We start from the raw sequence: 26,080 nt of genomic DNA on the forward strand, positions 1-26,080 counted from the left end.
TGTCTCCGGAAGGTCTGGTTCTGTTGGCAAGGGAAGGTCGGACTACAGGCTACGGGCGATCAGCATGCGCTGGATCTCGCTGGTGCCTTCGTAGATCTGGGTGATGCGGGCGTCGCGGTAGTGACGCTCGACCGGGTAGTCTTCCAGGTAGCCGTAGCCGCCGTGGATCTGCAGCGCCTTGGAGCACACGCGCTCGGCCAGCTCGGATGCATACAGCTTGGCCTGCGAGGCTTCGGACAGGCACGGCACGCCATCGCTGCGCATGCGCGCGGCGCGATGCACCAGCAGGCGCGCGGCATTCAGTTCGGTGGCCATGTCGGCCAGCATGTTGGCAATGGGCGGATGTTCACGCAGGGCGCGGCCAAACTGTATGCGTTCCGATGCATAGCGGCACGCGGCTTCGAAGGCCGAGCGCGCGATCCCGATTGCCTGCGCGGCGATGCCGATGCGCCCGCCTTCCAGGTTGGACAGCGCGATGCGCAGCCCTTCGCCGGGCTCGCCGAGCAGCGCGTCGTGCGGTACGGTGCAGTCTTCCAGCGTAATCGCGCAGGTGTCCGAGGCGCGGATGCCAAGCTTCTTCTCCGGGGCGTGGACGATAAAGCCCGGCGTGCTGGTGGGGACCAGGAAGGCCGAGATACCTTTCTTGCCGCGTTCCGGCTCGGTCGAGGCAAACACTACCGCGACGCTGGCGCGCTGGCCGTTGGTGACAAACTGCTTGCTGCCGTTGAGCACCCAGCCGTTGTCGGTGAAGCGGGCGCGCGTGCGCAGGTTGTGCGCCTCGGAGCCGGCCTGGGGCTCGGTCAGGCAGAACGCGCCGATCATCTCGCCGCTGGCCAGCTGTGCCAGGTATTGTTCTTTCTGCGCATCGGTGCCGTAGTGCAGGATCGGTCCGCAGCCGACCGAGTTGTGCACGCTCATCATGGTGGCGCAGGCGGCGCAGCCGGCGGCAATCTCTTCGATCGCCAGCGCATAGGCGACGTAGTCGGTATAGGTGCCACCCCATTCCTCGGGCACGATCATGCCCAGCAGGCCCAGCGCACCCATTTCGGCGACCACCTCGTCGGGCAGGCGGCCGTCGCGGTCCCATTGCGCAGCGCCGGCGGCCAGCCGCTCGGTGGCAAAGGCGCGCGCGCTGTCGCGGATCATGGTTTGCTCTTCGGTGTAGTCGCTGTGCATGGCAGATTGGGGTGGGGCGTTTGGAGCCGCGCGGCAAGTCAGGCAGAATGCGCGCTCGGCGTTTGACCTGTGGGCAGTGTAGGAACGCCGGGGGCGGGCTCCTATGCCAAAATCCGCCAATCTTCGTGAACTCGTTTGCCACCCGCCAGCGCCATGGAAAAAGGCAGTGTCGCCATCTGTTTCGTCCACCACGCCATTGGGGGGCTGCGCGCGCGCGGCATCGACCCCGATCCGGTGCTGCGCAGCGCCGGCATTGCACCGGCGCTGCTGGCGGTGCCGCAGGCGCGGGTCTCGTCCGCCAGCTACAGCGAGCTGTGGCTGGCCGTGGCGGCGGCGCTGGACGATGAATTCTTCGGCCAGGACTCGCGCAGCATGAAGTGCGGCAGCTTTGCCATGCTGTGCCACGCGGTGGCCGGCAGCCGCACGCTTGCGCAGGGGCTGGAGCGGATCACGCGGTACTTCCGGCTGCTGCTGGACGATATCGGCGTGCGGCTCGAACGCCACGGCGACGAGGCCGCGCTGGTGCTGACCGCGCCCTGCGCGCACCTGGGACGGCAGCCGGGCGTGTTTGCCAAGGAAACCATGCTGATCATGCTGCATGGCCTGATGAGCTGGCTGCTGCGGCGGCGCGTGCCGGTGCGGCTGGCGGCTTTTGACTATGACGAGCCGTCGTACAGCGCTGAGTACCGCGTCATGTATTCGCGCCAGCTGGCGTTCGCGCAGCCGGCGACGGCGCTGGTGTTCGATGCCGCGCTGCTGGAGCAGCCGGTGCGCCAGGACGAGCGCAGCCTGAAGGCTTTCCTGCGCGATGCGCCGCACAACGTGGTGGTCAAGTACTCCGACCGCGCCAGCGTGGGCGCGCGCGTGCGCCGGGTGCTGCGTAACCAGCGTCCGGATCAATGGCCCACCTTTGAAGATCTGGCCGTCAGCCTGAACCTGTCGGCATCATCGCTGCGGCGCCGGCTGATGGAAGAGGGCGTCAGCTACCAGGACCTGAAGGATGCGCTGCGGCGCGACCTGGCGATCGAGGCGCTGAGCCATTCCGGGCGCGCGGTCGCGGATATCGCGGCCGAACTCGGCTTTGCCGAGCCGGGCGCGTTCCACCGGGCGTTCCGGCGCTGGACCGGATCGCGCCCGGGGGCTTACCGCCGGTTGGCCGAGGGTTGAAGCCGCGCGACTACAGCTGCGCGGCGTGGTGGCGGATGTGGTCGGCGATAAAGCTGGCGATGAAGTAATAGCCGTGGTCGTAGCCGCTGTGGCGGCGCAGCGTCAGCGGCTGGCCGACGGCCTGGCAGGCCGCGGCGAAGGCCTCCGGGTGCAGCTGGGTTGGCAGGAACTGGTCGTCCAGGCCCTGGTCGACCAGGATGCCGGCCGGGAACGGCGCCTGCTGCTGGCGAGCCATCAGCTCGCTGGCGTCGTGCGCGGCCCAGGCGGCGCGGTCGCTGCCCAGGTAGCCGGTGAAGGCTTTTTCTCCCCACGGGCAGCGCGAGGGCGCGGCGATCGGCGCAAACGCCGACACCGAGCGGAAGCGCCGCGGATGACGCTGCGCCAGCACCAGTGCCCCGTGCCCGCCCATCGAATGCCCGAAGATGCCGACACGGCTGGCATCGCCAGGCAGCGCGGTGGTGACCAGCCCGAACAGTTCGTCCGCGACGTAGCTCTCCATGCGCCAGTGCTGGTTCCACGGCGCCTCGGTGGCATCGACATAGAACCCGGCGCCCACGCCAAAGTCCCAGGCATCCGCCTCGCCCGGCAGGCCCGCGTTGCGCGGACTGGTGTCCGGCGCCACCAGCATCAGGCCGTGTTCGGCGGCAAAGCGCTGCGCGCCGGCCTTGATCATGAAGGTCTCCTCGGTGCAGGTCAGGCCGGCCAGGTAAAACAGCACCGGCACCCTGCCGCCCGCCTGCGCCTGCGGCGGCAGGTAGACCGAGAAACGCATCGGCAGCCCGATCGCCGCCGAGTCATGGCGATAGAAGCGCTGCACGCCGCCGTGGCAGCCGTGTTGCGAGATCAGTTCCATGTCGGCGCCGTCCTCAGTACAACACCACGGAGCGGATCGACTCCCCGCGCTTCATCAGGTCGAAGCCCTCGTTGATGCGCTCCAGCGGCAGCGTATGCGTGATCAGGTCGTCGATATTGAGCTTGCCTTCCATGTACCAGTCGACGATCTTGGGCACGTCAGTGCGCCCGCGCGCGCCGCCGAAGGCCGAGCCCTTCCACTCGCGCCCCGTCACCAGCTGGAACGGGCGCGTCGAGATCTCCGCGCCGGCCTCGGCCACGCCGATGATGATCGACTTGCCCCAGCCCTTGTGGCAGCACTCCAGCGCCTGGCGCATGACCTGCGTGTTGCCGATGCATTCGAACGAATAGTCGGCGCCGCCATCGGTCAGCTGGATGATGTGGTCGACCACGTTGTCCACGTCCTTCGGGTTGACGAAATGCGTCATGCCGAACTTGCGCGCCATCGCCTCGCGGCCCGGGTTCAGGTCCACGCCGATGATCTTGTCGGCACCGACCATCTTGGCCGCCTGGATCACGTTCAGGCCGATGCCGCCCAGGCCGAACACGACCACGTTGGCGCCGGCTTCGACCTTGGCGGTGAACAGCACCGCGCCCACGCCGGTGGTGACGCCGCAGCCGATGTAGCAGACCTTGTCGAACGGCGCATCCGGGCGGATTTTGGCCAGCGCGATCTCCGGCACCACGATGTGGTTGGCGAAGGTGGAGGTGCCCATGTAGTGGAAGATCGGCTTGCCGTCGATCGAGAAGCGCGAGGTGCCATCCGGCATCAGGCCCTTGCCCTGGGTGGCGCGGATCGCCTGGCACAGGTTGGTCTTGCGCGACAGGCAGAACTTGCACTGGCGGCATTCCGGCGTGTACAGGGGGATCACGTGGTCGCCCGGCTTGAGCGAGGTCACGCCCGGGCCGACATCGGTGACGATGCCCGCGCCCTCATGGCCCAGGATCGCCGGGAAGATGCCTTCGGGGTCGGCGCCGGACAGGGTGTAGTAGTCGGTGTGGCAGATGCCGGTGGCTTTCACTTCCACCAGCACTTCGCCGGCGCGCGGGCCATCCAGGTCCACGTCTTCAATGGTCAGCGGGGCACCGGCTTTCCAGGCGATGGCGGCTTTGGTTTTCATGTGCGTTTCCTTCAGTGAGGCGTGTCAGGGGTTAGCCGTGGGCGGAACCGGCGCTTCGGCCTGGATCTCGCGCCACGTGCTGCGGAACCATTCGGCGATGGCGATATTCTGCTCGAAAAGTGAGTACTTTACGCCACCACCGTAATCGGGCATATCGATCATGTCGGTGGTGATGAAGCGCAGGGGGCTCCCGGGCGTGTCGCGGTGGTGGCGCAGCACCCGCCGTACCACCTCTTTGCACGGCTCCACGCGGTAGGCATGCCAGGGCAGGTGCCACTCGCCCGGCGCCGGGCGGAAAAAGGGGTACTGGCAGGCGCGGCCCCAGGTGCCGCCGTCCTTCAGCTCCCACGGGTTCTTCGGGCCGTTGGGCGACACCGGGCGGATCTGCAGCCAGTGCGTCATGTTCATGGCGATCCACTCGTCGAGGACATTGCCGGGCTCATAGGGGTCGATGATGCAGTGCCCGGCCTCCACGTCGGCGCGGATGCCGCTGACGTCCTGCTCCTCCGGGTTGTCCACCTTCAGCAGCACATGGCTGTGGTCCAGCACGAAATTGAACGGCACGCCGCGTGCCTGTACCTGCCGCGCCACCGGGGTGATCCGGCGCAGGTCCTCGGACCACATGTAGATGTGCACCTCGAAGCCGATGCCGATGCCGATCTTCTGCGCCAGTTCATGGGCATGCAAGTAGAAGGCGACGACTTCGTCATCCGTGACCACATGTCCGCGTGCATGGCGCGTGTAAAGCATGATGTTGTGGAACTTGCCGCCAGCGTCCTTGCTCAGCCGCAGGTTCTTCTCCAGCAGGGCTTCATCGCGGCCGGCGGTATAGGACCACAGGCCGGTGCGGATCGGGATGCCGTGCTTGTCGGCGGCGCGCAGGTACTCTGCCTCCTGCCCGGGTTGCGGCATGCGGTCGAAGTGGTCGAATACCCGTGCCTCCTTCATCATGCGGAACTGTTCGTCCACCGACACCGGGCGGGTGTGCTGCACGCCGCGGCCATTGCAGCCGATCGAGAATGTCATGGTCTGTCTCCGTTGTCAGGCCCTGGAATCCGGGCCCGGGGGGGTGGCTTCCGCTGCCTGCAGCCGTTCGACCATGCGGCGGATGCGTGCCGGCGCGTTGTCAATCGCCAGGCGGGTGTATTCGCGCACGCCGGTGCGTTCCTGTTCGCGCTGCACGAAGGCAAGCAGGTCGGCGTCTTCCTGGAAGGTCAGTGCCATCAGGCTGGCGACGTCGGCGGATACCTTCGGATCGCCGGGGTGGTAGTTGCGCAGATGCAGCCAGAAGTAGTGGGTGGTGGACTCGGTCTCCGGGGTCAGGAAGTTGAAGCTGAACGAGCGGAAGCCGCTGTCCTTGTTGGCTTCGCTGGGCTCCGTGCCGGCATCGATGCTGCCGAAGTCGACATACGAGGTCGACGGCAGGTGCAGGTAGTAGTACTGCCAGCGGTCGGTCACGCCGCGGAAGTTGCCCATGCGCGCGACCAGCGGCACCGGCGGCGCATTGCGGATCCAGCGGTAGGCCAGCACGTGCGCATCGCCTTGCTCGACCGTGACGCCCACATCCTCGCCGGCGGCGTTGCCGATGGTCTTCTTGTGCACGTAGGTGGTGTGCGCCGGATCGACCAGGTTGTCGGTGATATTCAGGTAGTTGGAGCGGAAATGCAGGTACTGGCCATCGACCAGGCCCCAGCCGGGCTCGCCGTAGCGCGGCACCTCGACGATGGCCGCCGGGTCCGCCAGCGCGGGGTCGCCCATCCAGATCCACACGGCGTTATAGCGCTCATGCAAGGGATAGGCGCGCACGCGCGCGGTGGGTGGAATGTTCTGCTGGCCCGGCACCCGCACGCAACTGCCGGTGCAGTCGAAGGTCATGCCGTGGTAGCCGCACTGGACATGGTCGCCCTTGAGCTCGCCCAGCGACAGCGGCGCCAGCTTGTGCGGGCAGCGGTCGACCAGCGCCGCGGGCTGGCCGTCTTCGCGCCGGTACAGCAATACGGGGTCGCCAAGAATGGTGCGCGCCAGCAGCTGGCGGCCCACTTCATGGCTCCAGGCGGCGACGTACCAGGCGTTTCTGACAAAGGTCGACATAAAGGTCTCCGTTCTCGATGGCGTTACGTGGTGTTCAGGCGTCGAGGACCAGTTCGCCGCGGGCGCGTGACACGCACACGCACATCAGGCGTTCCACCTCGTGCTGCCCGGTGCTCAGGGCATAGTCGCGATGGTCCGGCTCGCCGCGCAGCACGCGCTGGGCGCAGACGCCGCATTCACCGCGCCGGCAGTCGAACATCGGGTCCAGCCCGGCGCCGATCATGGCGTCGAGGATGCTTTGCGCGGCCGGCACCTCCAGCGTGATGCCGCTGCGCGCCAGCACCACCCGGCAGGGCTGGTCGCCCGCCTGGGGCACCGTGTTGCCGAACAGTTCGAGATGCACGTTCTCTGCCGGCCAGTGATACGCGCGGGCAGCCGAAACCACGGCATCGATCAACGGGCGCGGGCCGCATACGTAGACATGCCGCCCGGCGGCTGGCGCGCCCAGGATCTGCTCCAGCGGCATGCCGCGCGAAGGCTCGCCGTGGTCGAAATACAGCGTGGCCCGCGCGCTGCCCAGCGCCGCGGCTTCGTCGCGGTAGGGCATGGCCCGCGGCGTGCGGGCCGCGTAATGCAGCTGGAAGGGCTGGCCCGCGCGGTCCAGCCAGCGCGCCATCGACAGGATGGGTGTGATGCCGATGCCGCCGGCAATGAGCACCGCATGATGCGGCGCGGCGTGCAGCGCGAAATCGTTCTTCGGCATGCCGGCGCGCAGGCGGTCGCCGGGTGCCAGGGCGTGCATGAAGCGCGAGCCGCCCGCGCCATGGGCTTCATGCTTGACAGCAATCTCGTAGTGGCCGGACTGTGCGGTGCTGTTGAGCAGCGAGTAGGCGCGCTGCGCGGCGCTGCCGGTGCCATGGGGCTGCACGCAGACCGCAAGGTGCGCCCCGGCGCTGAATGCCGGCAGGGCGCCGCCGTCCGCGGCGCGCAGGATGAGCTGGCGCACCTCGGCGGTCAGCGGCGTGGTCTGCGCCACCACCAGATCAAGGGGCCACTGGATATTGGGTTCGTTGGACATTGCCATGCTCCCGATTGACGAATGCAGGGATCCGGCCGCTGCCGCATGACGCGGCGGCGCAGAGATATCACCGGGGAAGACGGGGGTGCCGGCGCGGCTGCGCTAGCCCCCGTGCAGGTCAGCCGCGCGGGGGCGCGTTGCGCATGGCGTTGCGATAGGCAATCGGAGCGGGGGCGTGCTTCTTGCGCCAGGCCAGCGGGACGCGCCGCAACTGGTGTTGCGTGCGGTCATGCCGGCAGGCGGCGTCGATGGCAAAGTCTGGCATCGTCCTCTTCTTTGCGGGTGGAGGGCTGTAGCGGGATGGGGGAGCGGGGCAAGGCCCGCGCCAGCCATGGATGGCAAGATAAAGGACTTCGCCGTGGCCGCATAGCGGCAAATTTGCAGCGCGCCGATGCAATAAATGCAGTGCTCAGGCGGCCACCGCGCCGGCTTCTTCTTGCTGCAGCCGGCACAGTTCGTCGCGGGCAATCGCAAGGAAGGCGCTGACGGCCGGCGGCAGGGAGCGTCCCGCGCGGACATGGATGCCCAGCGGCGCCGCGGGTGCCGTGCCGGCCAGCGGCACATACGCCAGCTTGTGCGCGGCGCACAGGCTGTCCAGGCCGATGCGGGTCTGGAAGGCAATGCCGACGCCCCGCATGGCCAGCTGGCGCATCAGCTCGAGCGACCCGGTGTGGATGGGCGGATGCGCACCCGTTTCCATGCCGGCCAGCAGTGGGGTGCAGAGGGCATGCAGCGCCAGTTCCGGGTTGGCCAGGATCAGCGGGTAAGCCATGCACTCCGCCACCGTCACCTGCGCGCGGCCCGCCAGGGGGTGCGACGGGGCCATCACCGCGCCAAGGCGGAAATCGCCGCTGTCGATGGTCTGCAGGTCGGCTTGCTGCGCCAGCGCAAAGGCGATGCCGACGTCCGCATCACCGGCCAGCAGTTCGCCGGCGATGTCCCCTGAGCCTTGCGTGCGCAGGGTCAGGCGAACGTTGGGGTGGCGCCGCGCCATGGTTTCGATCACGGCGGGCAGGAAGTCGGCATTCAGGGCTTCAACGGCGGTCACGCGCACTTCGCCGCGTTCCACCCCCTGCAATTGCGCCAGTTCGGCAAGCAGCCGCTGCTCGTCCTGCAGGACGTGGAGCACGTGTTGCGAGAACAGCCGGCCGGCCTCGGTCAGACGCAGGCCGTTGGGCAGCCGGTCGAACAGCGCCGCGCCCAGTTCGTCTTCCAGGTTCAGCAGTTGCCGGTTGACCGCCGAAGCATCCACATGCAGCTTGCGCGCGGCCTCGCGGATCGATCCTGCGCGGGCTATGGCTTCGAAGTAGCGGATGGATTTGGCGTGCATAGTGGTGGCCGATGGTAGCAGAAGCCATCCGGGCATGGCCGCCAGCCGCGGTGGCGTTAGTGCGGCGATGTCGGTGCCCGTGCGGCGGGGCCCGCGCTTGCGTGGTTCCCCGCCTGGGTGTCAGTCGGTCCCGGCTGTCCCTCATGCCGTCGCCCCAGCCACCATCCCAGTGCGGCCCATGCCAGCGCCAGCGCGGCACCCGCCAGCGCCACCGTGGCCGGATGCCCCGACAGGGCATCGACTGCTGTCTTGACCCAGGCGCTGACCGCATCGCCCGCACGGTAGACGGCGGTGTCGATCACGTTCTTGGCCTTGTACTTGGTCTCGGGATCGACCACGGTGAACAACATCTCGCGCCCGGGGCGCAGCAGGGCGTATTCGCCGACGCGGCGCAGGATCATCGCGCCTGCAAGCACGTTGAAAGTTGGCAACATCGCCAGCACGAGAAAGCCGCAGGCCACGGCCAGCGGTACTGCCGTGAGCAGCACGCTGACACCATAGCGGCGTGCCATGCGGCCGGTGAAAAAAAGCTGGACCAGGATGGTCAGCGCCTGTACGGCGGCGTCCAGCGCGCTGAAGACCTGGGTCTGGCGGGTGCGCTCGGGAAATGCCTCGGACACCAGCCGAGCCTGCTCGAAATACAGGAAGGTGCTGGCCGTGGCCAGCAGGATTACGAACAGGCCGATGCCGAGCAGGTAGCGCGAGCGCAGCAGCAGCGACAGCCCGGCCAGCAGCCCGCCGCCGATCGGTTTGGCAGGATCCTGCACCGCGCCGGTGGCGGCTTCGCCTGGCTGCACCACGCCTGCGCCGGCGCGTCGGCGCCAGCCGAACAGCCAGCCCACGCCCGGCAGCGTTGCGGCCAGCAATGTGGCCGACAGCAGCATCAGCCCGGTCAGGCCGATCTGCGGCACCAGCCAGCCGCCCAGCACCGGCCCGGTCAGCCCGCCCGCGCTGGCGCCGGCGGCCAGCAGCGCGAACAGCCGGCGCGCCTGCTCGGGCCGGAACACATCGGCCATCAGGCTCCAGGCCACCGACACCACGAACAGGTTGAACACCGACAGCCAGACGTAGAACACGCGCGCCAGCCAGATGTTGTCGGGCAGGGCGCGCGTGGCCAGCGCAAAGCCCAGCAGGTTGGCGATAAAGAAGGCGTACACCCAGGGCACAAAGCGGCGCCGCGGCAGCCAGGCGCAGACCGCGCCGTACAGCGGGATCGCGGCCAGCATCACCACAAAGGTGGCGGTGAACAGCCACTGCAGGTTCTTCACGCCGCCGGCGATGCCCATGGTCTCGCGCACCGGCCGCAGCATGAAATAGCTGGCGAACAGGCAGAAGAAGAACAGGAAGCCGGCCACCACGGCGCTGGCCTCGCCGGGACGGATGCCGAAGCCGCGCCGCAGCCGGGCCAGGCCGCTGGCAGGCGCAGCGCGCGCCGGATCGTCCATGATCGACAACGCTCAGCGCAGCAGCGCGGCAATACGCTCGCGCTGGCCGGGGTCGGGCATGCGGCCCAGCCCGGCCCCAAGGTTGTCGGCCATGTTGCGTGGTTTGGAGGTGGCCGGGATCGCCGCCGTCACGGCCGGATGGCTGACGATGAACTTCAGGAACAGCTGGCTCCACGAGCCGCAGTCGATATCGCCGGCCCACTCCGGCAGCGGGTGGTCCCTGACCACACGGAACAGGCGCCCGTCCTGGAACGGCCGGTTGACCAGCACCGCCACGCCGCGCGCTTCGCACAGCGGCAGCAGCGTGCGTTCGGCATTGCGCTCGGCCACGGAGTAGTTGACCTGGACAAAGTCCACGCGCTCGCTGCGCACGATCTGTTCCAGCGCCTCGTGCGCGTCCTCGCGGTAATGGGTAATGCCCAGGTAGCGGATGCGGCCCTGTTCCTTCAGCTCGCGCAGCCAGCGCAGGTTGGCCTGCCAGTCGATCAGGTTATGCACCTGCAGCAGGTCGACCTTGTCCACGTGCAGGTCAGCCAGCGAGCGCGCCCATTGCGCCTGCGCCGGTGCACCGGACCGGGCCGAGATCTTGGTGGCCAGGAACACCCGGTTGCGGGCATTGACCGCGCTCAGCAGATCGCCCGTTACGGCTTCGGCGCTGCCGTAGCTGGGCGCGGTATCGATGACCGAACCCTCGGTCTGCAGCAGCAGCCCCAGCACCTCGGCCAGCGGCTTGCGTTCATCGGCGCCGGGGCCGACATTGAAGGTGTCGGCGGTGCCCATGCCGATCACGGGCAGGGCCTCGGTGGTGCCGGGGATGTTGCGGCGCATGGGGACGGCGACGGTGGCGGCATGGGCCGGCAGCACGGGGCCGAGGCCGGCAGCGGCCAGTCCGGCGGCCAGGCTGAGGAATGAGCGGCGGTCGATCGACATGGGGTGGTTCCCGGCAAGTCACTGACTGGTTGACCTTAGGCCGAGTGCGGGGCCTTGTAAACCGTTGCGTTGATGCGAGCGCACATAGCCACGCCGTGCATCGTGGCGCACCGCGTGCGACACTGCGGGGCGCCGGGACCTGCCGGCGACGTGTCAATCACCGCTGTTTCCAACCTTTTCCCCGGAGCCTCTGCGCGCATGGCGAGTCTTCTTGGCGTGTTGTTCGACGGCGTGGCCTACGGCAGCCTGTTGTTCCTGATCAGCGTGGGCCTGTCGGTGACCCTGGGCCTGATGAACTTTGTCAACCTGGCGCACGGCGCCTTTGCCATGCTGGGCGGCTATGTCGCAGTGGTGCTGATGAACCGCGCGGGCGTGCCGTTCCTGCTGGCGCTGCCGGTGGCGTTCGCCGGCGCGGCGGCCGCGGGCTGGCTGCTGGAGCGCACGCTGTACCGCCGGCTCTACCAGGCCAGCCACCTGGACCAGGTCCTGTTTTCCATCGGCCTGACCTTCATGGCGATGGCCGGCGCCAACTACCTGTTCGGTCCCGGCCAGCAGCCGGTGGAATTGCCGGAGATGCTGCGCGGGCAGGTGCGGGTGGGTACGCTGGAGCTTGGCGCCTACCGGCTCTTCCTGGTCGGCGTGGTGATAGTGATCACGCTGGCGCTGGGCTGGCTGGTGTCGCGCACGCGCTTCGGCGCGCAGGTGCGCGCGGCCGTGGACAACCAGCAGGCGGCGCGCGGGCTGGGCATCAACGTCGGCCGCGTGTTCAGCCTGACCTTTGCGCTGGGCTCTGGTCTGGCGGGATTGGGCGGCGGCCTGGGGGTCGATGTGCTGGGTCTCGATCCGTCCTTCCCGCTCAAGTACATGGTGTATTTCCTGCTGGTGGTGGCGGTGGGCGGTGCCGGCACCATGCGCGGGCCGCTGCTGGCGGCGCTGGTGCTGGGTATTGCCGACGTGGCCGGCAAGTACTACGTGCCCGCGGTGGGCGCGTTCGTGATCTACGCGATGATGGTGCTGCTGCTGGTCTTGTTCCCGGCCGGGCTGTACGGGAGGCGGGCATGAAGGCGCTGATCCGGTCGATGCGTGCGCCGGGTGCGGGCACGCGGCATGCACTGCCAGACGGGCGCTGGCATCCCGCTGAATTCGTCTTCTGGCTGGCGCCGGTGGCGGTGTTCTTCCTGCTGCCGGACTACCTGATCCTGGGCAGCCAGGTGCTGATCACCGGCCTGTTCGCGCTGTCGCTGGACCTGATCCTTGGCTACGCGGGCATCGTCTCGCTGGGCCATGCGGCGTTCTTCGGGCTCGGCGCCTATACGGCGGGGCTGCTCGCCGCGCATGGCTGGGGCGAGCCGCTGTCCGGGCTGATGGCCGCCGCCGCGGTCGCGGGGCTGGCGGGCTGGCTGTCGAGCTTCCTGGTGGTGCGCGGCGGCGACCTGACGCGGCTGATGGTCACGCTGGGCATCGGGCTGATGCTGTTCGAGGCTGCCAACAAGGCCGCCTTCCTGACTGGCGGCGTCGACGGGCTGTCCGGCGTGGCCATGGACAAGCTGCTGGGCGTGTTCGGGTTCGACCTGTTCGGCAAGACCGCCTACCTGTACAGCCTGGCCGTGAGCTTCGTGCTGTTCGTGCTGCTGAGGCGGCTCACGCAGTCGCCGTTCGGCCTGTCGCTGCGCGGAATCCGCGAAGGCGCGCGACGCATGCCGGCACTGGGTGCCAATGTGCCGCGCAGGCTGGGTGCGGTGTTTACGGTGTCGGCAGCGGTGGCGGGCGTGGCGGGCGGGCTGCTGGCGCAGACCACCCAGTTCGTCGGGCTCGACGTGCTGGGCTTTCCGCGCTCGGCGGAACTGCTGGTGATGCTGGTGCTGGGCGGCGCCGGGCGCCTCTACGGTGCACTGGCCGGCGCGGCGCTGTTCATGATTGCGCAGGATGTGCTGGCCGGCATCAACCCGGTCTACTGGCAGTTCTGGATCGGCCTGCTGCTGGTGGTGATGGTGCTGTTCGCGCGTGGCGGCGTGATGGGCGCGGTGGATGCGGTACGCACCCGCATTACGTCACGACGCGGGAAAGGAGAGGCGCCATGAGCCAGCGGCTGCAGACTGAAGGCCTGTCGCGCCACTGGGGCGCGTTTGCCGCAAACAGCGAGATCTCGCTGAGCTTCGCGCCCGGCGCGCGCCATGCGCTGATCGGCCCGAACGGCGCCGGCAAGACCACCTTCATCAACCTGCTGACCGGGGCCATCGCGCCCACGGCGGGCCGGATCTGGCTGGGGGAGCAGGACATCACGCGGCTGCCGCAGCATGCGCGGGTGCGCCTGGGCATGACGCGCACGTTCCAGATCAACACGCTGTTTCCCGGCCTGACGGTGCTGGAATCCGTGGTGCTGGCCGTGGCCGAGCGCACCGGCGCGGTCCGGATCTGGTCGCGCACAGTGGCCTCGCAGCGCGCGCTGGCCGACGAGGCCATGGCCGTGCTGGCCAGCCTGCGGCTCGATGCCGACGCCGATACCGAGACCCGCCGGCTGCCCTATGGCAAGCAGCGGCTGCTGGAGATCGCGCTGGCGCTGGCGACGCGGCCGTCGATCCTGCTGCTCGATGAGCCAGCCGCGGGCATTCCCGCCGCGCACAGCGCCGAGCTGTTCGAAGTCATCGCGGCGCTGCCACGCGACATCACCATCCTGTTTATCGAGCACGACATGGACCTGGTGTTCCGCTTTGCCGAGCGCATCACGGTGCTGGTCGGCGGCAAGGTGCTGACCGAAGGCACGCCCGCCGAGATCGCCGCCGACGCGCGCGTGAAGGAGGTCTACCTCGGGGAGGCCGCGCATGACTGAGCTGCTGCGCGTAGAGGGACTGTGTGCGGGCTATGGCGATGCCGTGGTGCTGGACGGCATCGACCTGACGCTCGACGCTGGCGACAGCCTGGCACTGCTGGGCCGCAACGGCGTAGGCAAAACCACGCTGCTGGCCACGCTGATGGGCATGACGCGGCTGCGCGGCGGCACGCTGCGCTGGCAGGGGCGGGACCTGGCGCGGCTGGCGCCGCACCAGCGCGCCCAGGCCGGCATCGGCTGGGTGCCGCAGGAGCGCTGGATGTTCCCGTCGCTGACGGTGGCAGAACACCTGAGCGCGGTGGCCCGGCCCGGGCACTGGAACGCCGCGCGCGTGTATGAGGTCTTTCCGCGCCTGCAGGAGCGGCGCCGCAACCTGGGCAACCAGCTATCCGGGGGCGAGCAGCAGATGCTGGCGATCGCCCGCGCGCTGGTGCTCAACCCCGCGCTGTTGCTGCTGGACGAACCGATGGAAGGCCTGGCGCCGATCATCGTGCAGGAACTGCAGCGGGTGGTCCGCCAACTGATCGGCCAGTCGGGCATGGCGGTGATCGTGGTGGAACAGCATGCGCGGCTGGCGCTGGCGATGACGCAGCGCGCGATGGTGCTGGACCGGGGGCGGGTAGTGCATGCGTCGGACAGCGCCGTGCTGCTGGCGGACAAGGCGCGGCTGGATGCGCTGGTGAGCGTGGGCGGGGGTGACGTGGCTGCGTGACCTAGTGAAGCCTGGGTCGATGCGCCACACCAAAACGCGCTGACAAATCGTCGAGACGCTGGTCCAGTGTCCATAGCCGCGCGCCTGGCGTAATCAAAGTGGAAGCCAGCAATGAGACCTCGACCAGGCCGCAGCCCAGTCCATACAGCTTCTCTTGCTCGATGAACGCCATCACCTCTGTCAGGCTCGCCTGCCTTGCAGGCTGCAGCAGGCCGATGTCGCCAAGTGTCCGGGCACGCGGTGCCGGGGGCGTCCCGCAAGCCAGTTCAACCAGGACCATGGGGTGGGTCAGCGCTTGATCCGACACAAGCAAGCTGAACAGTGCGTCATTGCGGCTCTTGAAATGGTCTATCCACACCGAGGTGTCGACAAGCACGCTCATTTCGCTTCAGGTTCCATGCGGCGACGTGGCACGTCTTCCATGGCGGGGGCGGCGCCACCCAGTGCCGCGAGGCGCTTGGCGGCTTGTACGCGAACGAAAGTCTTGATTGCCTCACGAAAAAGGTCAGATTTGTCCATGCCGGGGTCAGCCACCTCTAGTGCTTGTTCATACAGGGCGTCGTCGATCGTGACGGTCGTGCGCATATCATGCTCCTTGCATCAGATTTGATGTCATTTGGCATCAAAAATAGCATCCAGGCAAGGTTGTTCGCGGGTGTGACGGATCGTTCACGGATGACGCCACCAGTATTTGCTACCGGTGCAAGGGAATCGATGAGAGACGTCGCATTTCGATGGGCGGGGCGAAGTTTGATTCCTGCAGCCGAGTCAGGAATCGCCGACTATTGAAATTGCGCGTGCGGCTTACTTGCCCGAGTCCTTCACTTCCGCAAACTTGTCGAACTCAACGTTGTACAGCTCACCGTTGACCTTCTCGACCTTGCGGATGTAGACCGTCTGCACCACGTCGCGCGTCGCCGGGTCAATGGTGATGGGCCCGCGCGGGCTCTTGATCTTCATGCCCTTGAGCGCGCCGATGACCTTGTCGCCATCGGTGGCGCCGCCGGTCTTCTTCAGGGCCTCATAGATCGCGCCCATGCCGTCGAAGGCGGCCACGGCCATGAAGTTGGGGCGTCCGGCGCCGGGATTGGCCTCGGCAAACGCCTTCAGGAAGGCCTTGTTCTCGGGCGAGTCGTGCGCCATCGAGTAGTGGAACGAGGTGATCACGCCCAGCGTGGCATCGCCCATCGCCGGCAGCACGTGGTCGTCGGTCAGGTCGCCGGTGGCAATCACGCGGATGCCGGCCTGGGCCAGGCCGCGCTCGCGGAAGCCTTTCATGAAGGCCACGCCCTGTTCGCCGGCTGGCAGGAACAGGAATACTGCCTCGGGTTTGGCATCCTTGATGCGCTGGATGAAGGGGGCGAACTCCGGGTTGCGCAGCGGCACCCGGATCGATTCGATCACCTGTCCGCCGCCGCCGATGAAGTTGGTCTTGAACGCGGTCTCGGCGTCGATGCCGGGGGCATAGTCGGCCACCAGCGTGACCACCTTGCGCACGTTGTTCCTGACAGCCCAGGTGGCCATCGGCGCGGAGACCTGCGGCAGCGTCATCGACACGCGCGCGATGTAGTTCGACTTGGTGGTGATGATCGAAGAGGCGGCGTTGAAGATCACCATCGGCTTTTTCGCCTGCTCGGCGATGGGCGCCACCGCCAGGGCCTCGGGCGTGAGGCCGAAGCCGGCCAGCATGTCCACCTTGTCGCGCACCACCAGTTCCTGCGCCAGGCGCTTGGCCACGTCCGGCGCCGGGCCGGTGGTGTCCTTCATGATGATCTGCACCTTGCGGCCGGCCACGGTGTCGCCGTGCAGCTTCTGCCAGGCCTTCACGCCGCCTTCCATCTGCTTGCCGTAGTCGGCGAAGCTGCCGGAGAAGGGCGCGATCAGGCCGATCCTGACCGGTTCGGCGGCCTGGGCGGCAGGCAGCAGGGCAAGCAGGCTGCAGGCCGCGATGGCGCGCAGCAGCGGGGCGATGGTCATGGGATGGTCTCCTCGGTTGGCGCGCGGCGCTGGCGGCCGCATCGAGGAGGCAGTGTATGGGGGCCACGCAGGCAAGGCAATCCCGGCTGATACCGGGGTCTGCCGGCCGCCCGGCGCGCCCCCGGGGCGCGGGGGCGCGGGAGGAAACGCTCAGACCAGCGTGGCCAGGCCCAGCGTCAGCAGCAGTGCCACCACCGAGATGATGGTTTCGCAGACCGACCAGGTCTTGAAGGTCTGGGTCACGGTCATGTTGAAGTACTCCTTGACCAGCCAGAAGCCGCCGTCGTTCACGTGCGACAGGATCAGCGAGCCGGCGCCGGTGGTCAGCACCAGCAGTTCCGGGCGCGTGCCGGGCACGCTGGCGGCGATCGGCGCGACGATGCCGGCAGCGGTGGTCATGGCCACGGTGGCGGAGCCGGTGGCGATGCGGATCATCACCGCGACCAGCCAGCCCAGCAGCAGCACCGAGACATGCGCGTTGGTGGCGACGTCCACGATGGCGTTGGAGACGCCCGAGTCGCGCAGGATGCGCCCGAAGCCGCCGCCCGCGCCAACCACCAGCGTGATGATGGCCGTGGGTGCCACGCACTCGTTGGTGAACTTGAGGATCATTTCGCGGTTGAAGCCGCGCGCCTTGCCGAAGGTGTAGAAGCTAACCAGCGCGGCGATCAGCAGCGCCATCACCGAGTTGCCGATCAGCTTGAGGAAGTCGTTGGCAAAGGTCTTGGGCGTGGCGATCAGGTCGGCCCAGCTGCCGATCAGCATCAGGATCACGGGCAGCAAAATGGTGAACACCGTGATGCCAAAGCCCGGCAGCTGGTGCGAGGCCTTGACGCCTTCGTCTTCCTCGGTGAACTGCGCGGCCAGCGGGTTGACGTCAGGCAGCTTCACGTAGCGGTCCATCAGCTTGGCGAACAGCGGGCCGGCAATGGCGGCGGTCGGGATGCCCACGATCAGCGCGTACATGATGGTCTTGCCGATATCGGCGCCATAGGCCGTCACCGCCAGCAGCGCCGCCGGGTGCGGCGGGATCAGGCCGTGCACCACCGACAGGCCGGCCACCATCGGGATGCCGACCAGCACCATCGACGTGCCGGTGCGCTTGGCCACGTTGAAGGCGATCGGCACCAGCAGCACGAAGCCCACTTCGAAGAACACCGGCAGGCCGACGATAAAGGCGATGGTGACCATCGCCCAGTGCACGTTCTTCTCGCCAAAGAAATCGATCAGCGTGCGCGCGATGCGCTCGGCGCCGCCGGATTCGGCCATCATCTTGCCGAGCATGGTGCCCAGGCCGATCACCAGCGCGATATGGCCGAGGGTGCCGCCGACGCCGGCTTCGAACGACTTGATGATGTCGCCCATCGGCATGCCCACGGCAAAGCCGAGCAGGACCGAGACGACCACCAGGGTAATGAAGGGGTTGAGCTTGAAGCGCGCGATCAGCACCACCAGTGCGATCACTGCGATCAGCGCATACACCAAGAGCGTGGTTCCGGTGACGGCACCCATATTGTCTCCTTGCGTGGAATAAAGGCCGCTTGTGGCGGCAGGGGGTTAGGGTTATTTTTCTCCGCTCGTTGCAAGCGGGGGATAGACATGCATGGTGGCGAGCCCGACTTACGATCAAGCACCAACACGTTGTCCCCGCGAAGGCGGGGACCCAGCGGCTTTATCCCCGCAGGGGACGGGAAGACGCTGGATTCCCGCCTTCGCGGGAATGACGGAATGGGGCTCAGGCCGCCGGCTTCTTGTAGGCGATGCAGTCCACTTCGACCTTGCAGTCCACCACCATGCTCGACTGCACGCAGGCGCGCGCGGGCGGGTTGGCGCCGAAGTATTCCTTGAAGATCTTGTTGAACGAGGCAAAGTCGCGCGTGTCGTCCAGCCACACGCCGCAGCGCACCACGTGCTCGGGGCCGTAGCCGGCCTCGGCCAGGATGGCCAGCACGTTCCTGATGGCCTGGTGGGTCTGGGGCACGATGCCGCCGTCGATGACTTCGCCGTTGACCATCGGCACCTGGCCGGAGACATAGAGCCAGCCGTCGGCCGCGACCGCGCGGGCAAAGGGCATGTGCTGGCCGCCGGTACCGGTGCCGCCTTCGACGCCGAATCGTTTGATGTCCATGGATACTCCTGGGATGTATTGGATATGGGAAAGAAGGGAGGCGGCGCGCCGGTCAGGCCGCGCCGAACCCGGGCCGCGCGCCGCGCGGCAGGAACCGGCCGGCGCGCACGCCGGTGGGCTGGCGCTGCTGCCATGACAGCTCGCCGTTGACCCAGACCGCGGCAATGCCCTCGGCCGGCTGCATGGGATCGGTGAAGCTGGCCGCGTCGCGGATGGTGGCGGCGTCGAACAGCACCAGGTCGGCCCAGTAGCCTTCGCGCACGAAGCCGCGCTCCTGCAGCCCGAAGCGCTCGGCGGACATGCCGGTCATCTTGTTGACGGCCACCGTCAGCGGGAACAGCTCGCGGTCACGGGCGTAGTGGCCCAGCACGCGCGGGAAGGCACCCCAGAGGCGCGGATGCGGCAGCGGGTCGTTGGGCAGCCCGTCCGAACCGACCACCGTGGCCGGATGGCTCAGGATGCGGTCGACGTCGGCGTCTTCCATGCAGTGGTAGACCGCGCCGGCGGGCATCAGCCGGCGCGCGGCCTCGTGCAGGTCGACCTGCCATTCGGCGGCGATATCGGCCAGCAGGCGGCCGCCCATCTCGGGCGCGCCTTCGGACCAGGTCACCATGATGTCGAAGTCGCTGGTGACCTGTTTCAGGTCCAGCGTGGACGAGCTGGCGGTGTAGGGGTAGCAGTCGCAGCCCACCGGCTGCCAGCGCTGGGCGCCGTCGAGCGCGTCCAGCACCTCGGTGCTGCGGCCCCAGTTGTCCACGCCCGCGCATTTCAGGTGCGAGATCACCACCGGCACGCGCGCATGGCGGCCGATACGGAAGGCCTCGTCCATGGCGTCGAGGATCTCGGCAAACTCGCTGCGCAGGTGGGTGGCATAGAGCGCGCCGGCCTTGGCCAGGGGCTCGGCCAGCGCCAGCACTTCTTCGGTCGGTGCGTTGAAGGCATTGGCATAGGCCAGTCCCGTGGACAGGCCCAGCGCGCCGTGCCGCAGCGCTTCCTCGAGTTGCGCGCGCATCGCCGCGATTTCTTCCGGCGTGGCGGCGCGGTCGAAGCGGTCCATATGGTTGCTGCGCAGCGCGGTGTGGCCGACCAGCGCGGCGACATTGACCGCGGGCTGCGCGGCTGCCACCGCATCGACGTAGCTCTTGAAATCCGGATAGCGGAAAGCGTCGGCGTGGCCGAGCAGGTTCATCGGGTCGGGCGGCTCGCCCGCCAGCGCCACCGGCGCGGCGCTGATGCCGCAGTTGCCGACCACCACCGTGGTCACGCCCTGCGACAGCTTGGGCGTCATCTCGGGCTGGCGCACCACGTTGGTGTCGTCGTGCGTGTGCACGTCGATAAAGCCGGGTGCGAGTACCAGGCCGTCGCCTTCAACCACGTGCGCGGCGGCATCGGGGTCGATCGAACCGGGTTCGTCGATGCGGGCGATGCGGCCGTCGCGCAGGGCCACGTCGGCCAGGCGCGCGGCGGCGCCGGAGCCGTCGATCAGCGTGACGCAGCGGATCAGGGTATCGAACAAGTGTGGCATGGTCAGTCTCCCAGCGGCTGGCGGCTGTCGGGGCCCTTACCAGGGCCGCTTTCGCCGCGGTGGGTGTCCAGCACGTACTTGAGCCGGCGCAGGCGCTCCTTGCTCTGGTCCGGCTGCAACAGCGCGCATTGCGTGGCCAGCACGTCCAGCACCATCAGCATGGCGTAGCGCGATGCCGACGGCTTGAAAATGAAATCCGTCTCCAGCGTGCGCACCGGCAGCAGCACGTCGGCGCGCGCGGCCAGCGGCGAGCCCAGTGCGGTCACGGCCACCAGGCGGGCACCGTACTCGCGCGCGATATCGCAGCTGGCCAGCATCTCCGGCACGCGGCCGCTGGCCGAGAAGGCCAGCACCACGTCGTCGCGGCCCAGCGTGGCCGCCACCATCGTCTGCAGCAGGGCGTCCTGGTAGCTCGCCACCGGCTGCCCCAGGCGCGCCAGGCGATGGCGCGCCTCGTCGGCCATGAAGGACGAGCCGCCGCCCATGCCAAAAGCGTAGACCATGCGTGCGCCAAGCAACAGGCGCGCGGCCTGTTCGATGCGCTGGGCGTCCATCAGGCCGCGATTGACTTCCAGTGCGGTCAGGATGTCGGCATGGATGCTGTCGGCCAGCGTGGCCGGGGCGGCTTCACCGGTGGGGGCGGCGCCGGGCTGCAGGAAGCGCGCGCCCACCGCGGTCGCCTGGGCCAGGCGCAGCTTCAGGTCGCGCACGTCGCGGCAGCCAATGGCCTTGGCAAAGCGCGTCACGCTGGCCTCGCTGACGCCGGCCTTGCGCGCCAGTTCATTGATGCTGGCGGCGGCGGCGCCGGCCAGGTCCTCCAGCACCACCTGCGCCACCTTCTGCTCGGCCAGGCGCAGCGCGGGGCCGCGCTCGGCGATGCGGGTCAGGATGTCGAAAGGCGCGGTCATGGGCGGGCAGGTCGGGTCGGTAGACGGGTCGGAAATGCGAATCGGATCGAAATGTGACGGAAGCTGCAGTGGCCGCGGGCAGGGGCTATAACAGTGACTGGCACCTGGTGGAGGAGGGCCGTCGCATCGTCCCGGCTAGCCCTTCCCGGCCTCTGTATGTTACTTTATAACAAGGATGAAATATCTTATTTTCAGGGATATCATTACGTCAATCAGATTTTTTCAGGGTGATGACAAGCATGCGTGAAATAAAGTATCAGGCTGGCGTGATCGATCCGCTCAACAAGGCGCTGGGCCGTATGGAAGGCCCCATCGCCCCGGATGCGGCCGGACAGACCGGCTGGAACCTGTTGCAGGAAGAGTTGAGCCTGCCGGCCGCGGTGCTCTATGAAGACCGGCTTGCGCACAACCTGGAATGGATGCGCCGTTTCATGAACGAGTATGGCGTGCAGCTTGCGCCGCATGGCAAGACCACCATGGCGCCCAAGCTGTTTGCGCGCCAGCTCGGCGCCGGCGCGTGGGGCATCACGCTGGCCACCGCGCACCAGACCGCGGCCGCGCATGCGCACGGTGTCAAGCGCGTGCTGATGGCCAACCAGCTGGTGGGCCGCCGCAATATGGAAATCATCGCGGACCTGCTGCGCGATCCGGATTTCGAATTCTTCGCGCTGGTGGACTCCGCCGCGCTGGTCGACCAGCTCGGCAAGTTCTTCCAGGAACGCGGGCAGAAGCTGCAGGTGCTGCTGGAGCTGGGCGTGGAGGGCGGGCGCACCGGCGTGCGCGACGACGCGCAGCAGCAGGCCGTGCTCGACGCACTGGCGCGCTGGCCGGACGCGCTGTCGCTGGCCGGCGTGGAAATCTACGAGGGCGTGCTCAAGGAAGAGGCCGATATCCGCAAGTTCCTGCAGCGCACCGTGGCGGTAACGCGGCAACTGGCGCAGGAAGGGCGTTTCGGCCGCAGCCCGGTGGTGATGTCGGGCGCGGGCTCGGCCTGGTACGACGTGGTGGCCGAGGAATTCGCGCGCACCGAGATCGGCGCGCCGATCGACATCGTGCTGCGCCCCGGCTGCTACCTGACGCACGACGTGGGCATCTACCGCGCCGCGCAGCAGCGCATCCTGGCCAGCAACCCGGTCGCGCAGAAGATGCGCGAGGGCCTGCTGCCGGCGCTGCAGCTGTGGGCTTATGTGCAGTCGATCCCCGAGCCCGATCGCGTCATCATCGGCATGGGCAAGCGCGATGCGGCCTTCGACGCCGGCATGCCGATCCCCGCGCGCCTGTACCGCCCCGGCACCGAGGCGCCGGTGGACGTCCCTGCGCACTGGGAGGTCACCGGCATGATGGACCAGCACGCCTACCTGCAGGTCAGGCCGGGCGACGACGTGCAGGTCGGCGACATGATCGCCTTCGATATCTCGCACCCGTGCCTGACCTTCGACAAGTGGCGCCATATCCCGGTGCTGGACCGCGACATGCGCGTGATCGACATCATCCAAACCTTCTTCTGACGCAGGCCACCCCATGAGCATCGACATCCTGGCCTATGGCGAGCCGCTGGTGGAGTTCAACCAGCAGCCCGACGATCCGTCTCGCTACCTGCAGGGTTTTGGCGGCGATACTTCCAATTTCTGCATTGCCGCTGCGCGCCAGGGCGCCAGCACCGGCTATGTCTGCGCGGTAGGGGCCGACACCTTCGGCGAACGCCTGCGCGCGCTGTGGACGCAGGAGCGGGTCGACACCCGCCACGTGCACATCGACGCGGGCGCGCCCACCGGCGTCTACTTTGTCTCGCACGACAACCACGGCCACCGTTTCGACTACCTGCGTGAAGGCTCCGCCGCCAGCCGCTACCAGCATGAGCTGCTGCCGCTGGGCGCGATCGCCGCGGCGCGCTACCTGCACCTGTCGGGCATCAGCCTGGCCATCAGCACCAGCGCCTGCGATGCCGGCCTGGACGCGATGGAGCATGCGCGCAAGGCCGGCACCAAGGTCACGCTGGACACCAACCTGCGGCTGCGCCTGTGGTCGCTGGCGCGCGCGCGCGGCATCATGCGCGAGGCCTTCAGGATGACCGACGTGTGCCTGCCCAGCTGGGACGACATCACCGTGCTGACCGGCCTGGACGACCGCGACGCCATCGCCGACTACCTGCTCGGCTGCGGCATCAGCCTGGTCGCGCTGAAGCTGGGCGAGGAGGGCTCCTACGTGGCCACGCCCGAGTCGCGCGCACTGGTGCCGCCGTATCCGGTCAAGCCGGTGGATGCCACCGGCGCGGGCGACTGCTTCGGCGGCAGCTTTGTCGCGCGCCTGGCCGCGGGCGCCGATCCGTTCGACGCGGCACGCTATGCCAACGTGGCGGCGGCGCTGTCGACCACCGGCTATGGCGCGGTGGCGCCGATCCCCGATGCGCAGACCGTGCTGGCCCGGCTGGCGCAGTCGGTGTCGGTCATCGCGTGACACAGTCGCGCTGAATCCCTGTTTTCCTGCAACCCATCCACTCCGAGACAGCCATGCAAAACCAGACTTCCCCGCTGCTTCAACGCCTTGCCGATGTGCCGGTGATCCCGGTGCTGGAATTCCACTCGGTCGACGAGGCCCTGCACGTCAGCGAGGCGCTGGTCACCGGCGGCTTGCCGCTGCTTGAGATCACGCTGCGCACGCCGGTAGCGCTGGAAGCGATCAAGGCAGTGGCGGCAGCCTTGCCTCAGGCCTGCGTCGGCGCCGGCACGGTGCTGAACGTCGAGCAGCTGCACGCCGTGCGCGACGCGGGCGCGCAGTTTGCGGTTTCACCTGGCCTGACCCCGGCGCTGGCCGAGGGCGCGCAGGGCGCGGGCCTCGCGCTGCTGCCGGGCGTGGCCACCGCCAGCGAGGCCATGGCGGCGCTCGAAGCCGGCTTCACCTTCCTCAAGTTCTTCCCGGCGCAGGCCGCCGGCGGGGTGCCGATGCTGAAGTCGCTGGGCGGGCCGCTGCCGCAACTGCGCTTCTGCCCGACCGGCGGCATTGACGCCGCGCTGGCCCCGACCTATCTGGCGCTGCCCAACGTAGTGTGCGTGGGCGGTTCATGGGTGGTGCCCAAGGACGCCGTTGCCAGTGGCGACTGGGGCCGCATCCGCACGCTGGCCGAACAGGCGAAGGCGCTGCGCAACAAGGGCTGAGCACCTGCAGCGCAACAAAAAACGGCACGCCATGTGGCGTGCCGTTTTCATATCGACGCGGACCGGGCCGCATCGGACTGGGCTGGCGGCTTATTTGTGACGGTCCGCCGAGCTTTCGAGCTTCTGGCCACCGCGCTGAATGTCCTGGCCGAGCCCCGCCATCGTGTTGCAGCCAGCCAACAGGGTGGCAAACAAAACGCACCAGATCCAACCTTTCTTCACGCCGGGCTCCTTTTGAGATGTTTGAGAATCTAGAGATTCGTCGATTCAGGGATTGGCGCCAATTTTACCGCCGCTGCGAGCGGCATTGAAATCTGGTATGTGCCAATTTGTAAATCGTGCAACTCACACAACAGCCGGACCCGTGGTAGCGCCAAGGCGCTCAAGTGGCTGGCGTCAGCAGTTCCCGGGCGCGCTGCTGGATCGCCGCATGGGTCTGCAGCAGCCATGCGGCAGGGAACGGCTGCGCCAGCAGGTAGCCCTGGACGCTCTGGCAGTCCCAGGCGCGCACCGCATCCAGCTGCTGGCGGGTTTCGATGCCCTGGGCGCAGACCGACGCTCCGGCATGCCGCGCGAGCCGGCAGGCCTCGTGCAGGCTTGCCGCACGGTCGCCGGCCTGGCGCGCATGGCCCAGGCCCCGCGCGTCCAGCGTGACTTTGTCCGGGTGCAGCGCCGCCAGCGCCTGGCGGCAGGCGGGGCTGTCGTCGAAATTTCCCAGCGCCAGCTGCAGGCCGCGCCGGCGCAGGGCGGCAAAGCGGGCGATGATCTCGGCGTCGGCCGGCACCGCGCTGGCTGGCAGTTCGATACACAGCCGCTGCGGCGCAATGCCGCCCGCGTCGAGTGCCTGGGCCAGGGCTTCGACCATCTGGGGGCGGTGCAACTGCGCGCTCGAGGCCAGCAGCGTGAACTGAAACGGGGCGATCGCCTCGGCTGCGCGCACCAGCGGCAGCACGCTTTCCAGCAGCCAGTTGCCGATCCGGCCGACCAGACCGAGCGATTCCACCGCGGGCAGGAAAGCCTGCGGTGCCACGCGGCCGAGAAGCGGGTGCTGCCAGCGCAGCCGCACGGTGTAGCCGCTGACCGCGGCGCCGGCAAAGTCGGCGCGCGGCTGCAGCTGCAGGCTTAGCTCGCCGCGCTCCAGCGCGTCGGGCAGCGCCGCCAGCAACGGGGCGGCGGGTGGGGCGGCGGGCTTGTCGGCGCGCGCGAGGCCATCGCCGCCCTGGCGGTTGACCCGCAGCATGGCGTCGAAGGCCTGCTGCAGGCTGCGCTCGGCCGGGATGTCCGGATGGTCCATGGCTACGCCGATGCTGCAGGAAATAAACAGTTCGAAGCCATCGAGCGCAAACGGCCGGGACAGGTCGTCGGCCAGCCGGCTGGCTATGGGGCCCGGATCTGGCACGCCGTCGGGCAGTGCGGTGATGACCACCAGGTCCGCCGCCGCGATCCAGTGCATGATGGCCCCGGGCGGCAGCAGGCAGGCGATGCGGGCTTGCACGATGGCCTGCAGCCTGGCCGCACGCCGGGGGCCGAGGGTTTCGCAGACGCTGGCAAATCGGTCCAGGCGGATGGACAGGATGGCCGCCTGCTGGCCGGCGCGGGCGCGGCGTGCGGTCAGCGCGGATACCACGGCGGACGGCTGCATCGAGCCACTCACGCGCCAGGCAGGGGGCGCGGCGATCTCGTCGGCATCAGAATGCATGAATGGTGTTGCGGAC

27 protein-coding genes are annotated in these 26,080 nt (G+C 68.2%); 8 read left to right on the forward strand and 19 right to left on the reverse strand.

Annotated features, from left to right (window positions below):
• Positions 1–42: 42 nt before the first annotated feature.
• Positions 43–1,176, reverse strand: coding sequence for an acyl-CoA dehydrogenase family protein (locus tag ACREYQ_RS23990; RefSeq protein WP_432260489.1), 1,134 nt, complete (start codon positions 1,174–1,176; stop codon positions 43–45).
• 153 nt (positions 1,177–1,329) lie between these two features.
• Here ACREYQ_RS23990 and ACREYQ_RS23995 point away from each other — a divergent pair, with 153 nt between their 5' ends.
• Complete coding sequence (locus tag ACREYQ_RS23995) at positions 1,330–2,343, forward strand: AraC family transcriptional regulator (RefSeq protein ID WP_432260490.1); 1,014 nt, start codon at positions 1,330–1,332, stop codon at positions 2,341–2,343.
• Positions 2,344–2,353: 10 nt separating this feature from the next.
• Here the strand turns inward: ACREYQ_RS23995 and fghA are convergent, their stop codons facing one another.
• From fghA to ACREYQ_RS24040, 9 genes are all read right to left on the reverse strand, one after another.
• Positions 2,354–3,196 carry an S-formylglutathione hydrolase gene (gene fghA / locus ACREYQ_RS24000; RefSeq protein WP_432260491.1) on the reverse strand — a complete coding sequence of 281 codons (843 nt, stop codon included), beginning with the start codon at positions 3,194–3,196 and terminating at the stop codon, positions 2,354–2,356.
• A 13-nt stretch (positions 3,197–3,209) separates the two neighbouring features.
• Positions 3,210–4,316, reverse strand: a complete 1,107-nt coding sequence (locus ACREYQ_RS24005) for an S-(hydroxymethyl)glutathione dehydrogenase/class III alcohol dehydrogenase (RefSeq protein ID WP_432260492.1) — start codon at positions 4,314–4,316, stop codon at positions 3,210–3,212.
• 24 nt (positions 4,317–4,340) lie between these two features.
• A complete protein-coding gene (locus tag ACREYQ_RS24010) occupies positions 4,341–5,342 on the reverse strand; it encodes a xylose isomerase (protein ID WP_432260493.1) in 1,002 nt (333 codons plus the stop codon).
• A 15-nt stretch (positions 5,343–5,357) separates the two neighbouring features.
• Positions 5,358–6,407 carry a Rieske 2Fe-2S domain-containing protein gene (locus ACREYQ_RS24015; protein WP_432260494.1) on the reverse strand — a complete coding sequence of 350 codons (1,050 nt, stop codon included), beginning with the start codon at positions 6,405–6,407 and terminating at the stop codon, positions 5,358–5,360.
• Positions 6,408–6,441: 34 nt separating this feature from the next.
• Positions 6,442–7,425 (reverse strand): PDR/VanB family oxidoreductase, encoded by a 984-nt coding sequence (locus tag ACREYQ_RS24020; RefSeq protein ID WP_432260495.1) that lies wholly within the window; start codon positions 7,423–7,425, stop codon positions 6,442–6,444.
• 118 nt (positions 7,426–7,543) lie between these two features.
• Positions 7,544–7,690, reverse strand: a complete 147-nt coding sequence (locus tag ACREYQ_RS24025) for a hypothetical protein (RefSeq protein WP_432260496.1) — start codon at positions 7,688–7,690, stop codon at positions 7,544–7,546.
• A 144-nt stretch (positions 7,691–7,834) separates the two neighbouring features.
• Positions 7,835–8,755 (reverse strand): LysR family transcriptional regulator, encoded by a 921-nt coding sequence (locus tag ACREYQ_RS24030; RefSeq protein ID WP_432260497.1) that lies wholly within the window; start codon positions 8,753–8,755, stop codon positions 7,835–7,837.
• A 56-nt stretch (positions 8,756–8,811) separates the two neighbouring features.
• The gene (locus tag ACREYQ_RS24035; RefSeq protein WP_432260498.1) at positions 8,812–10,200 is read right to left on the reverse strand and encodes an NTP/NDP exchange transporter; all 1,389 of its coding nucleotides are present in this window, start codon (positions 10,198–10,200) and stop codon (positions 8,812–8,814) included.
• 12 nt (positions 10,201–10,212) lie between these two features.
• Complete coding sequence (locus ACREYQ_RS24040; protein ID WP_432260499.1) at positions 10,213–11,130, reverse strand: aldo/keto reductase; 918 nt, start codon at positions 11,128–11,130, stop codon at positions 10,213–10,215.
• A 198-nt stretch (positions 11,131–11,328) separates the two neighbouring features.
• Between ACREYQ_RS24040 and ACREYQ_RS24045 the strand changes: the two genes are divergently transcribed.
• From ACREYQ_RS24045 to ACREYQ_RS24060, 4 genes are read left to right on the forward strand one after another with little or no spacing between them, the layout of a single operon-like run.
• The gene (locus ACREYQ_RS24045; protein ID WP_432260500.1) at positions 11,329–12,192 is read left to right on the forward strand and encodes a branched-chain amino acid ABC transporter permease; all 864 of its coding nucleotides are present in this window, start codon (positions 11,329–11,331) and stop codon (positions 12,190–12,192) included.
• Positions 12,189–13,211 carry a branched-chain amino acid ABC transporter permease gene (locus ACREYQ_RS24050; protein ID WP_432260501.1) on the forward strand — a complete coding sequence of 341 codons (1,023 nt, stop codon included), beginning with the start codon at positions 12,189–12,191 and terminating at the stop codon, positions 13,209–13,211. The genes ACREYQ_RS24045 and ACREYQ_RS24050 overlap by 4 nt, the downstream gene beginning before the upstream one ends.
• Entirely contained in the window at positions 13,208–13,960 is a 753-nt protein-coding gene (locus ACREYQ_RS24055; protein ID WP_432260502.1) for an ABC transporter ATP-binding protein, read from the forward strand. Before ACREYQ_RS24050 ends, ACREYQ_RS24055 begins: the two co-directional genes overlap by 4 nt.
• Positions 13,953–14,672 carry an ABC transporter ATP-binding protein gene (locus ACREYQ_RS24060; protein WP_432260503.1) on the forward strand — a complete coding sequence of 240 codons (720 nt, stop codon included), beginning with the start codon at positions 13,953–13,955 and terminating at the stop codon, positions 14,670–14,672. The genes ACREYQ_RS24055 and ACREYQ_RS24060 overlap by 8 nt, the downstream gene beginning before the upstream one ends.
• A gap of 1 nt (position 14,673) precedes the next feature.
• Here ACREYQ_RS24060 and ACREYQ_RS24065 read toward each other — a convergent pair whose 3' ends face one another.
• From ACREYQ_RS24065 to ACREYQ_RS24095, 7 genes are all read right to left on the reverse strand, one after another.
• Positions 14,674–15,054: a type II toxin-antitoxin system VapC family toxin gene (locus ACREYQ_RS24065; RefSeq protein ID WP_432260504.1), complete on the reverse strand. Its 381-nt coding sequence runs from the start codon at positions 15,052–15,054 to the stop codon at positions 14,674–14,676.
• Positions 15,051–15,257: a type II toxin-antitoxin system VapB family antitoxin gene (locus tag ACREYQ_RS24070; RefSeq protein ID WP_432260505.1), complete on the reverse strand. Its 207-nt coding sequence runs from the start codon at positions 15,255–15,257 to the stop codon at positions 15,051–15,053. Before ACREYQ_RS24070 ends, ACREYQ_RS24065 begins: the two co-directional genes overlap by 4 nt.
• A gap of 219 nt (positions 15,258–15,476) precedes the next feature.
• Positions 15,477–16,649 carry an ABC transporter substrate-binding protein gene (locus ACREYQ_RS24075; protein WP_432260506.1) on the reverse strand — a complete coding sequence of 391 codons (1,173 nt, stop codon included), beginning with the start codon at positions 16,647–16,649 and terminating at the stop codon, positions 15,477–15,479.
• A gap of 150 nt (positions 16,650–16,799) precedes the next feature.
• A complete protein-coding gene (locus ACREYQ_RS24080; RefSeq protein WP_432260507.1) occupies positions 16,800–18,161 on the reverse strand; it encodes a GntP family permease in 1,362 nt (453 codons plus the stop codon).
• 223 nt (positions 18,162–18,384) lie between these two features.
• Positions 18,385–18,777: a RidA family protein gene (locus tag ACREYQ_RS24085; RefSeq protein ID WP_432260508.1), complete on the reverse strand. Its 393-nt coding sequence runs from the start codon at positions 18,775–18,777 to the stop codon at positions 18,385–18,387.
• Positions 18,778–18,829: 52 nt separating this feature from the next.
• On the reverse strand, positions 18,830–20,302 hold the full coding sequence (locus tag ACREYQ_RS24090) for an N-acyl-D-amino-acid deacylase family protein (RefSeq protein ID WP_432260509.1): 1,473 nt from the start codon (positions 20,300–20,302) through the stop codon (positions 18,830–18,832).
• 2 nt (positions 20,303–20,304) lie between these two features.
• Entirely contained in the window at positions 20,305–21,210 is a 906-nt protein-coding gene (locus tag ACREYQ_RS24095; protein ID WP_432260510.1) for a MurR/RpiR family transcriptional regulator, read from the reverse strand.
• A gap of 239 nt (positions 21,211–21,449) precedes the next feature.
• On the opposite strand from ACREYQ_RS24095, the gene ACREYQ_RS24100 reads away from it, so the two are divergent.
• From ACREYQ_RS24100 to ACREYQ_RS24110, 3 genes are read left to right on the forward strand one after another with little or no spacing between them, the layout of a single operon-like run.
• Positions 21,450–22,718 (forward strand): amino acid deaminase, encoded by a 1,269-nt coding sequence (locus ACREYQ_RS24100; protein WP_432260511.1) that lies wholly within the window; start codon positions 21,450–21,452, stop codon positions 22,716–22,718.
• A gap of 13 nt (positions 22,719–22,731) precedes the next feature.
• Positions 22,732–23,667: a sugar kinase gene (locus ACREYQ_RS24105; protein WP_432260512.1), complete on the forward strand. Its 936-nt coding sequence runs from the start codon at positions 22,732–22,734 to the stop codon at positions 23,665–23,667.
• Between the two features lie 53 nt (positions 23,668–23,720).
• A complete protein-coding gene (locus ACREYQ_RS24110; RefSeq protein ID WP_432260513.1) occupies positions 23,721–24,365 on the forward strand; it encodes a bifunctional 4-hydroxy-2-oxoglutarate aldolase/2-dehydro-3-deoxy-phosphogluconate aldolase in 645 nt (214 codons plus the stop codon).
• A 90-nt stretch (positions 24,366–24,455) separates the two neighbouring features.
• Here the strand turns inward: ACREYQ_RS24110 and ACREYQ_RS24115 are convergent, their stop codons facing one another.
• Together ACREYQ_RS24115 and ACREYQ_RS24120 are read right to left on the reverse strand one after the other, a co-directional pair.
• Positions 24,456–24,587: an entericidin A/B family lipoprotein gene (locus tag ACREYQ_RS24115; RefSeq protein ID WP_010814145.1), complete on the reverse strand. Its 132-nt coding sequence runs from the start codon at positions 24,585–24,587 to the stop codon at positions 24,456–24,458.
• A gap of 160 nt (positions 24,588–24,747) precedes the next feature.
• Positions 24,748–26,064 (reverse strand): GGDEF domain-containing protein, encoded by a 1,317-nt coding sequence (locus ACREYQ_RS24120; RefSeq protein ID WP_432260514.1) that lies wholly within the window; start codon positions 26,062–26,064, stop codon positions 24,748–24,750.
• Between the last annotated feature and the right edge of the window lie 16 nt (positions 26,065–26,080).

It is taken from the genome of Cupriavidus sp. TMH.W2 (assembly GCF_050847365.1).
Taxonomy (GTDB): Bacteria; Pseudomonadota; Gammaproteobacteria; order Burkholderiales; family Burkholderiaceae; genus Cupriavidus.

Bases quoted from the DNA above. Each gene is read 5' to 3' on its own strand.
- ACREYQ_RS24105 (WP_432260512.1), top strand. From the start codon at position 22,732: ATGAGCATCGACATCCTGGCCTATGGCGAGCCGCTGGTGGAGTTCAAC.
- ACREYQ_RS24060 (WP_432260503.1), top strand. From the start codon at position 13,953: ATGACTGAGCTGCTGCGCGTAGAGGGACTGTGTGCGGGCTATGGCGAT.
- ACREYQ_RS24010 (WP_432260493.1), bottom strand. From the start codon at position 5,342: ATGACATTCTCGATCGGCTGCAATGGCCGCGGCGTGCAGCACACCCGC.
- ACREYQ_RS24030 (WP_432260497.1), bottom strand. From the start codon at position 8,755: ATGCACGCCAAATCCATCCGCTACTTCGAAGCCATAGCCCGCGCAGGA.
- ACREYQ_RS24095 (WP_432260510.1), bottom strand. From the start codon at position 21,210: ATGACCGCGCCTTTCGACATCCTGACCCGCATCGCCGAGCGCGGCCCC.
- ACREYQ_RS24110 (WP_432260513.1), top strand. From the start codon at position 23,721: ATGCAAAACCAGACTTCCCCGCTGCTTCAACGCCTTGCCGATGTGCCG.
- ACREYQ_RS24070 (WP_432260505.1), bottom strand. From the start codon at position 15,257: ATGCGCACGACCGTCACGATCGACGACGCCCTGTATGAACAAGCACTA.
- ACREYQ_RS24100 (WP_432260511.1), top strand. From the start codon at position 21,450: ATGCGTGAAATAAAGTATCAGGCTGGCGTGATCGATCCGCTCAACAAG.
- ACREYQ_RS24015 (WP_432260494.1), bottom strand. From the start codon at position 6,407: ATGTCGACCTTTGTCAGAAACGCCTGGTACGTCGCCGCCTGGAGCCAT.
- ACREYQ_RS24065 (WP_432260504.1), bottom strand. From the start codon at position 15,054: ATGAGCGTGCTTGTCGACACCTCGGTGTGGATAGACCATTTCAAGAGC.
- ACREYQ_RS24005 (WP_432260492.1), bottom strand. From the start codon at position 4,316: ATGAAAACCAAAGCCGCCATCGCCTGGAAAGCCGGTGCCCCGCTGACC.
- ACREYQ_RS24085 (WP_432260508.1), bottom strand. From the start codon at position 18,777: ATGGACATCAAACGATTCGGCGTCGAAGGCGGCACCGGTACCGGCGGC.
- ACREYQ_RS24055 (WP_432260502.1), top strand. From the start codon at position 13,208: ATGAGCCAGCGGCTGCAGACTGAAGGCCTGTCGCGCCACTGGGGCGCG.
- ACREYQ_RS24020 (WP_432260495.1), bottom strand. From the start codon at position 7,425: ATGTCCAACGAACCCAATATCCAGTGGCCCCTTGATCTGGTGGTGGCG.
- ACREYQ_RS24025 (WP_432260496.1), bottom strand. From the start codon at position 7,690: ATGCCAGACTTTGCCATCGACGCCGCCTGCCGGCATGACCGCACGCAA.
- ACREYQ_RS24090 (WP_432260509.1), bottom strand. From the start codon at position 20,302: ATGCCACACTTGTTCGATACCCTGATCCGCTGCGTCACGCTGATCGAC.
- fghA (WP_432260491.1), bottom strand. From the start codon at position 3,196: ATGGAACTGATCTCGCAACACGGCTGCCACGGCGGCGTGCAGCGCTTC.
- ACREYQ_RS24075 (WP_432260506.1), bottom strand. From the start codon at position 16,649: ATGACCATCGCCCCGCTGCTGCGCGCCATCGCGGCCTGCAGCCTGCTT.
- ACREYQ_RS24120 (WP_432260514.1), bottom strand. From the start codon at position 26,064: ATGCATTCTGATGCCGACGAGATCGCCGCGCCCCCTGCCTGGCGCGTG.
- ACREYQ_RS24080 (WP_432260507.1), bottom strand. From the start codon at position 18,161: ATGGGTGCCGTCACCGGAACCACGCTCTTGGTGTATGCGCTGATCGCA.
- ACREYQ_RS23995 (WP_432260490.1), top strand. From the start codon at position 1,330: ATGGAAAAAGGCAGTGTCGCCATCTGTTTCGTCCACCACGCCATTGGG.
- ACREYQ_RS24035 (WP_432260498.1), bottom strand. From the start codon at position 10,200: ATGGACGATCCGGCGCGCGCTGCGCCTGCCAGCGGCCTGGCCCGGCTG.
- ACREYQ_RS24050 (WP_432260501.1), top strand. From the start codon at position 12,189: ATGAAGGCGCTGATCCGGTCGATGCGTGCGCCGGGTGCGGGCACGCGG.
- ACREYQ_RS23990 (WP_432260489.1), bottom strand. From the start codon at position 1,176: ATGCACAGCGACTACACCGAAGAGCAAACCATGATCCGCGACAGCGCG.
- ACREYQ_RS24040 (WP_432260499.1), bottom strand. From the start codon at position 11,130: ATGTCGATCGACCGCCGCTCATTCCTCAGCCTGGCCGCCGGACTGGCC.
- ACREYQ_RS24045 (WP_432260500.1), top strand. From the start codon at position 11,329: ATGGCGAGTCTTCTTGGCGTGTTGTTCGACGGCGTGGCCTACGGCAGC.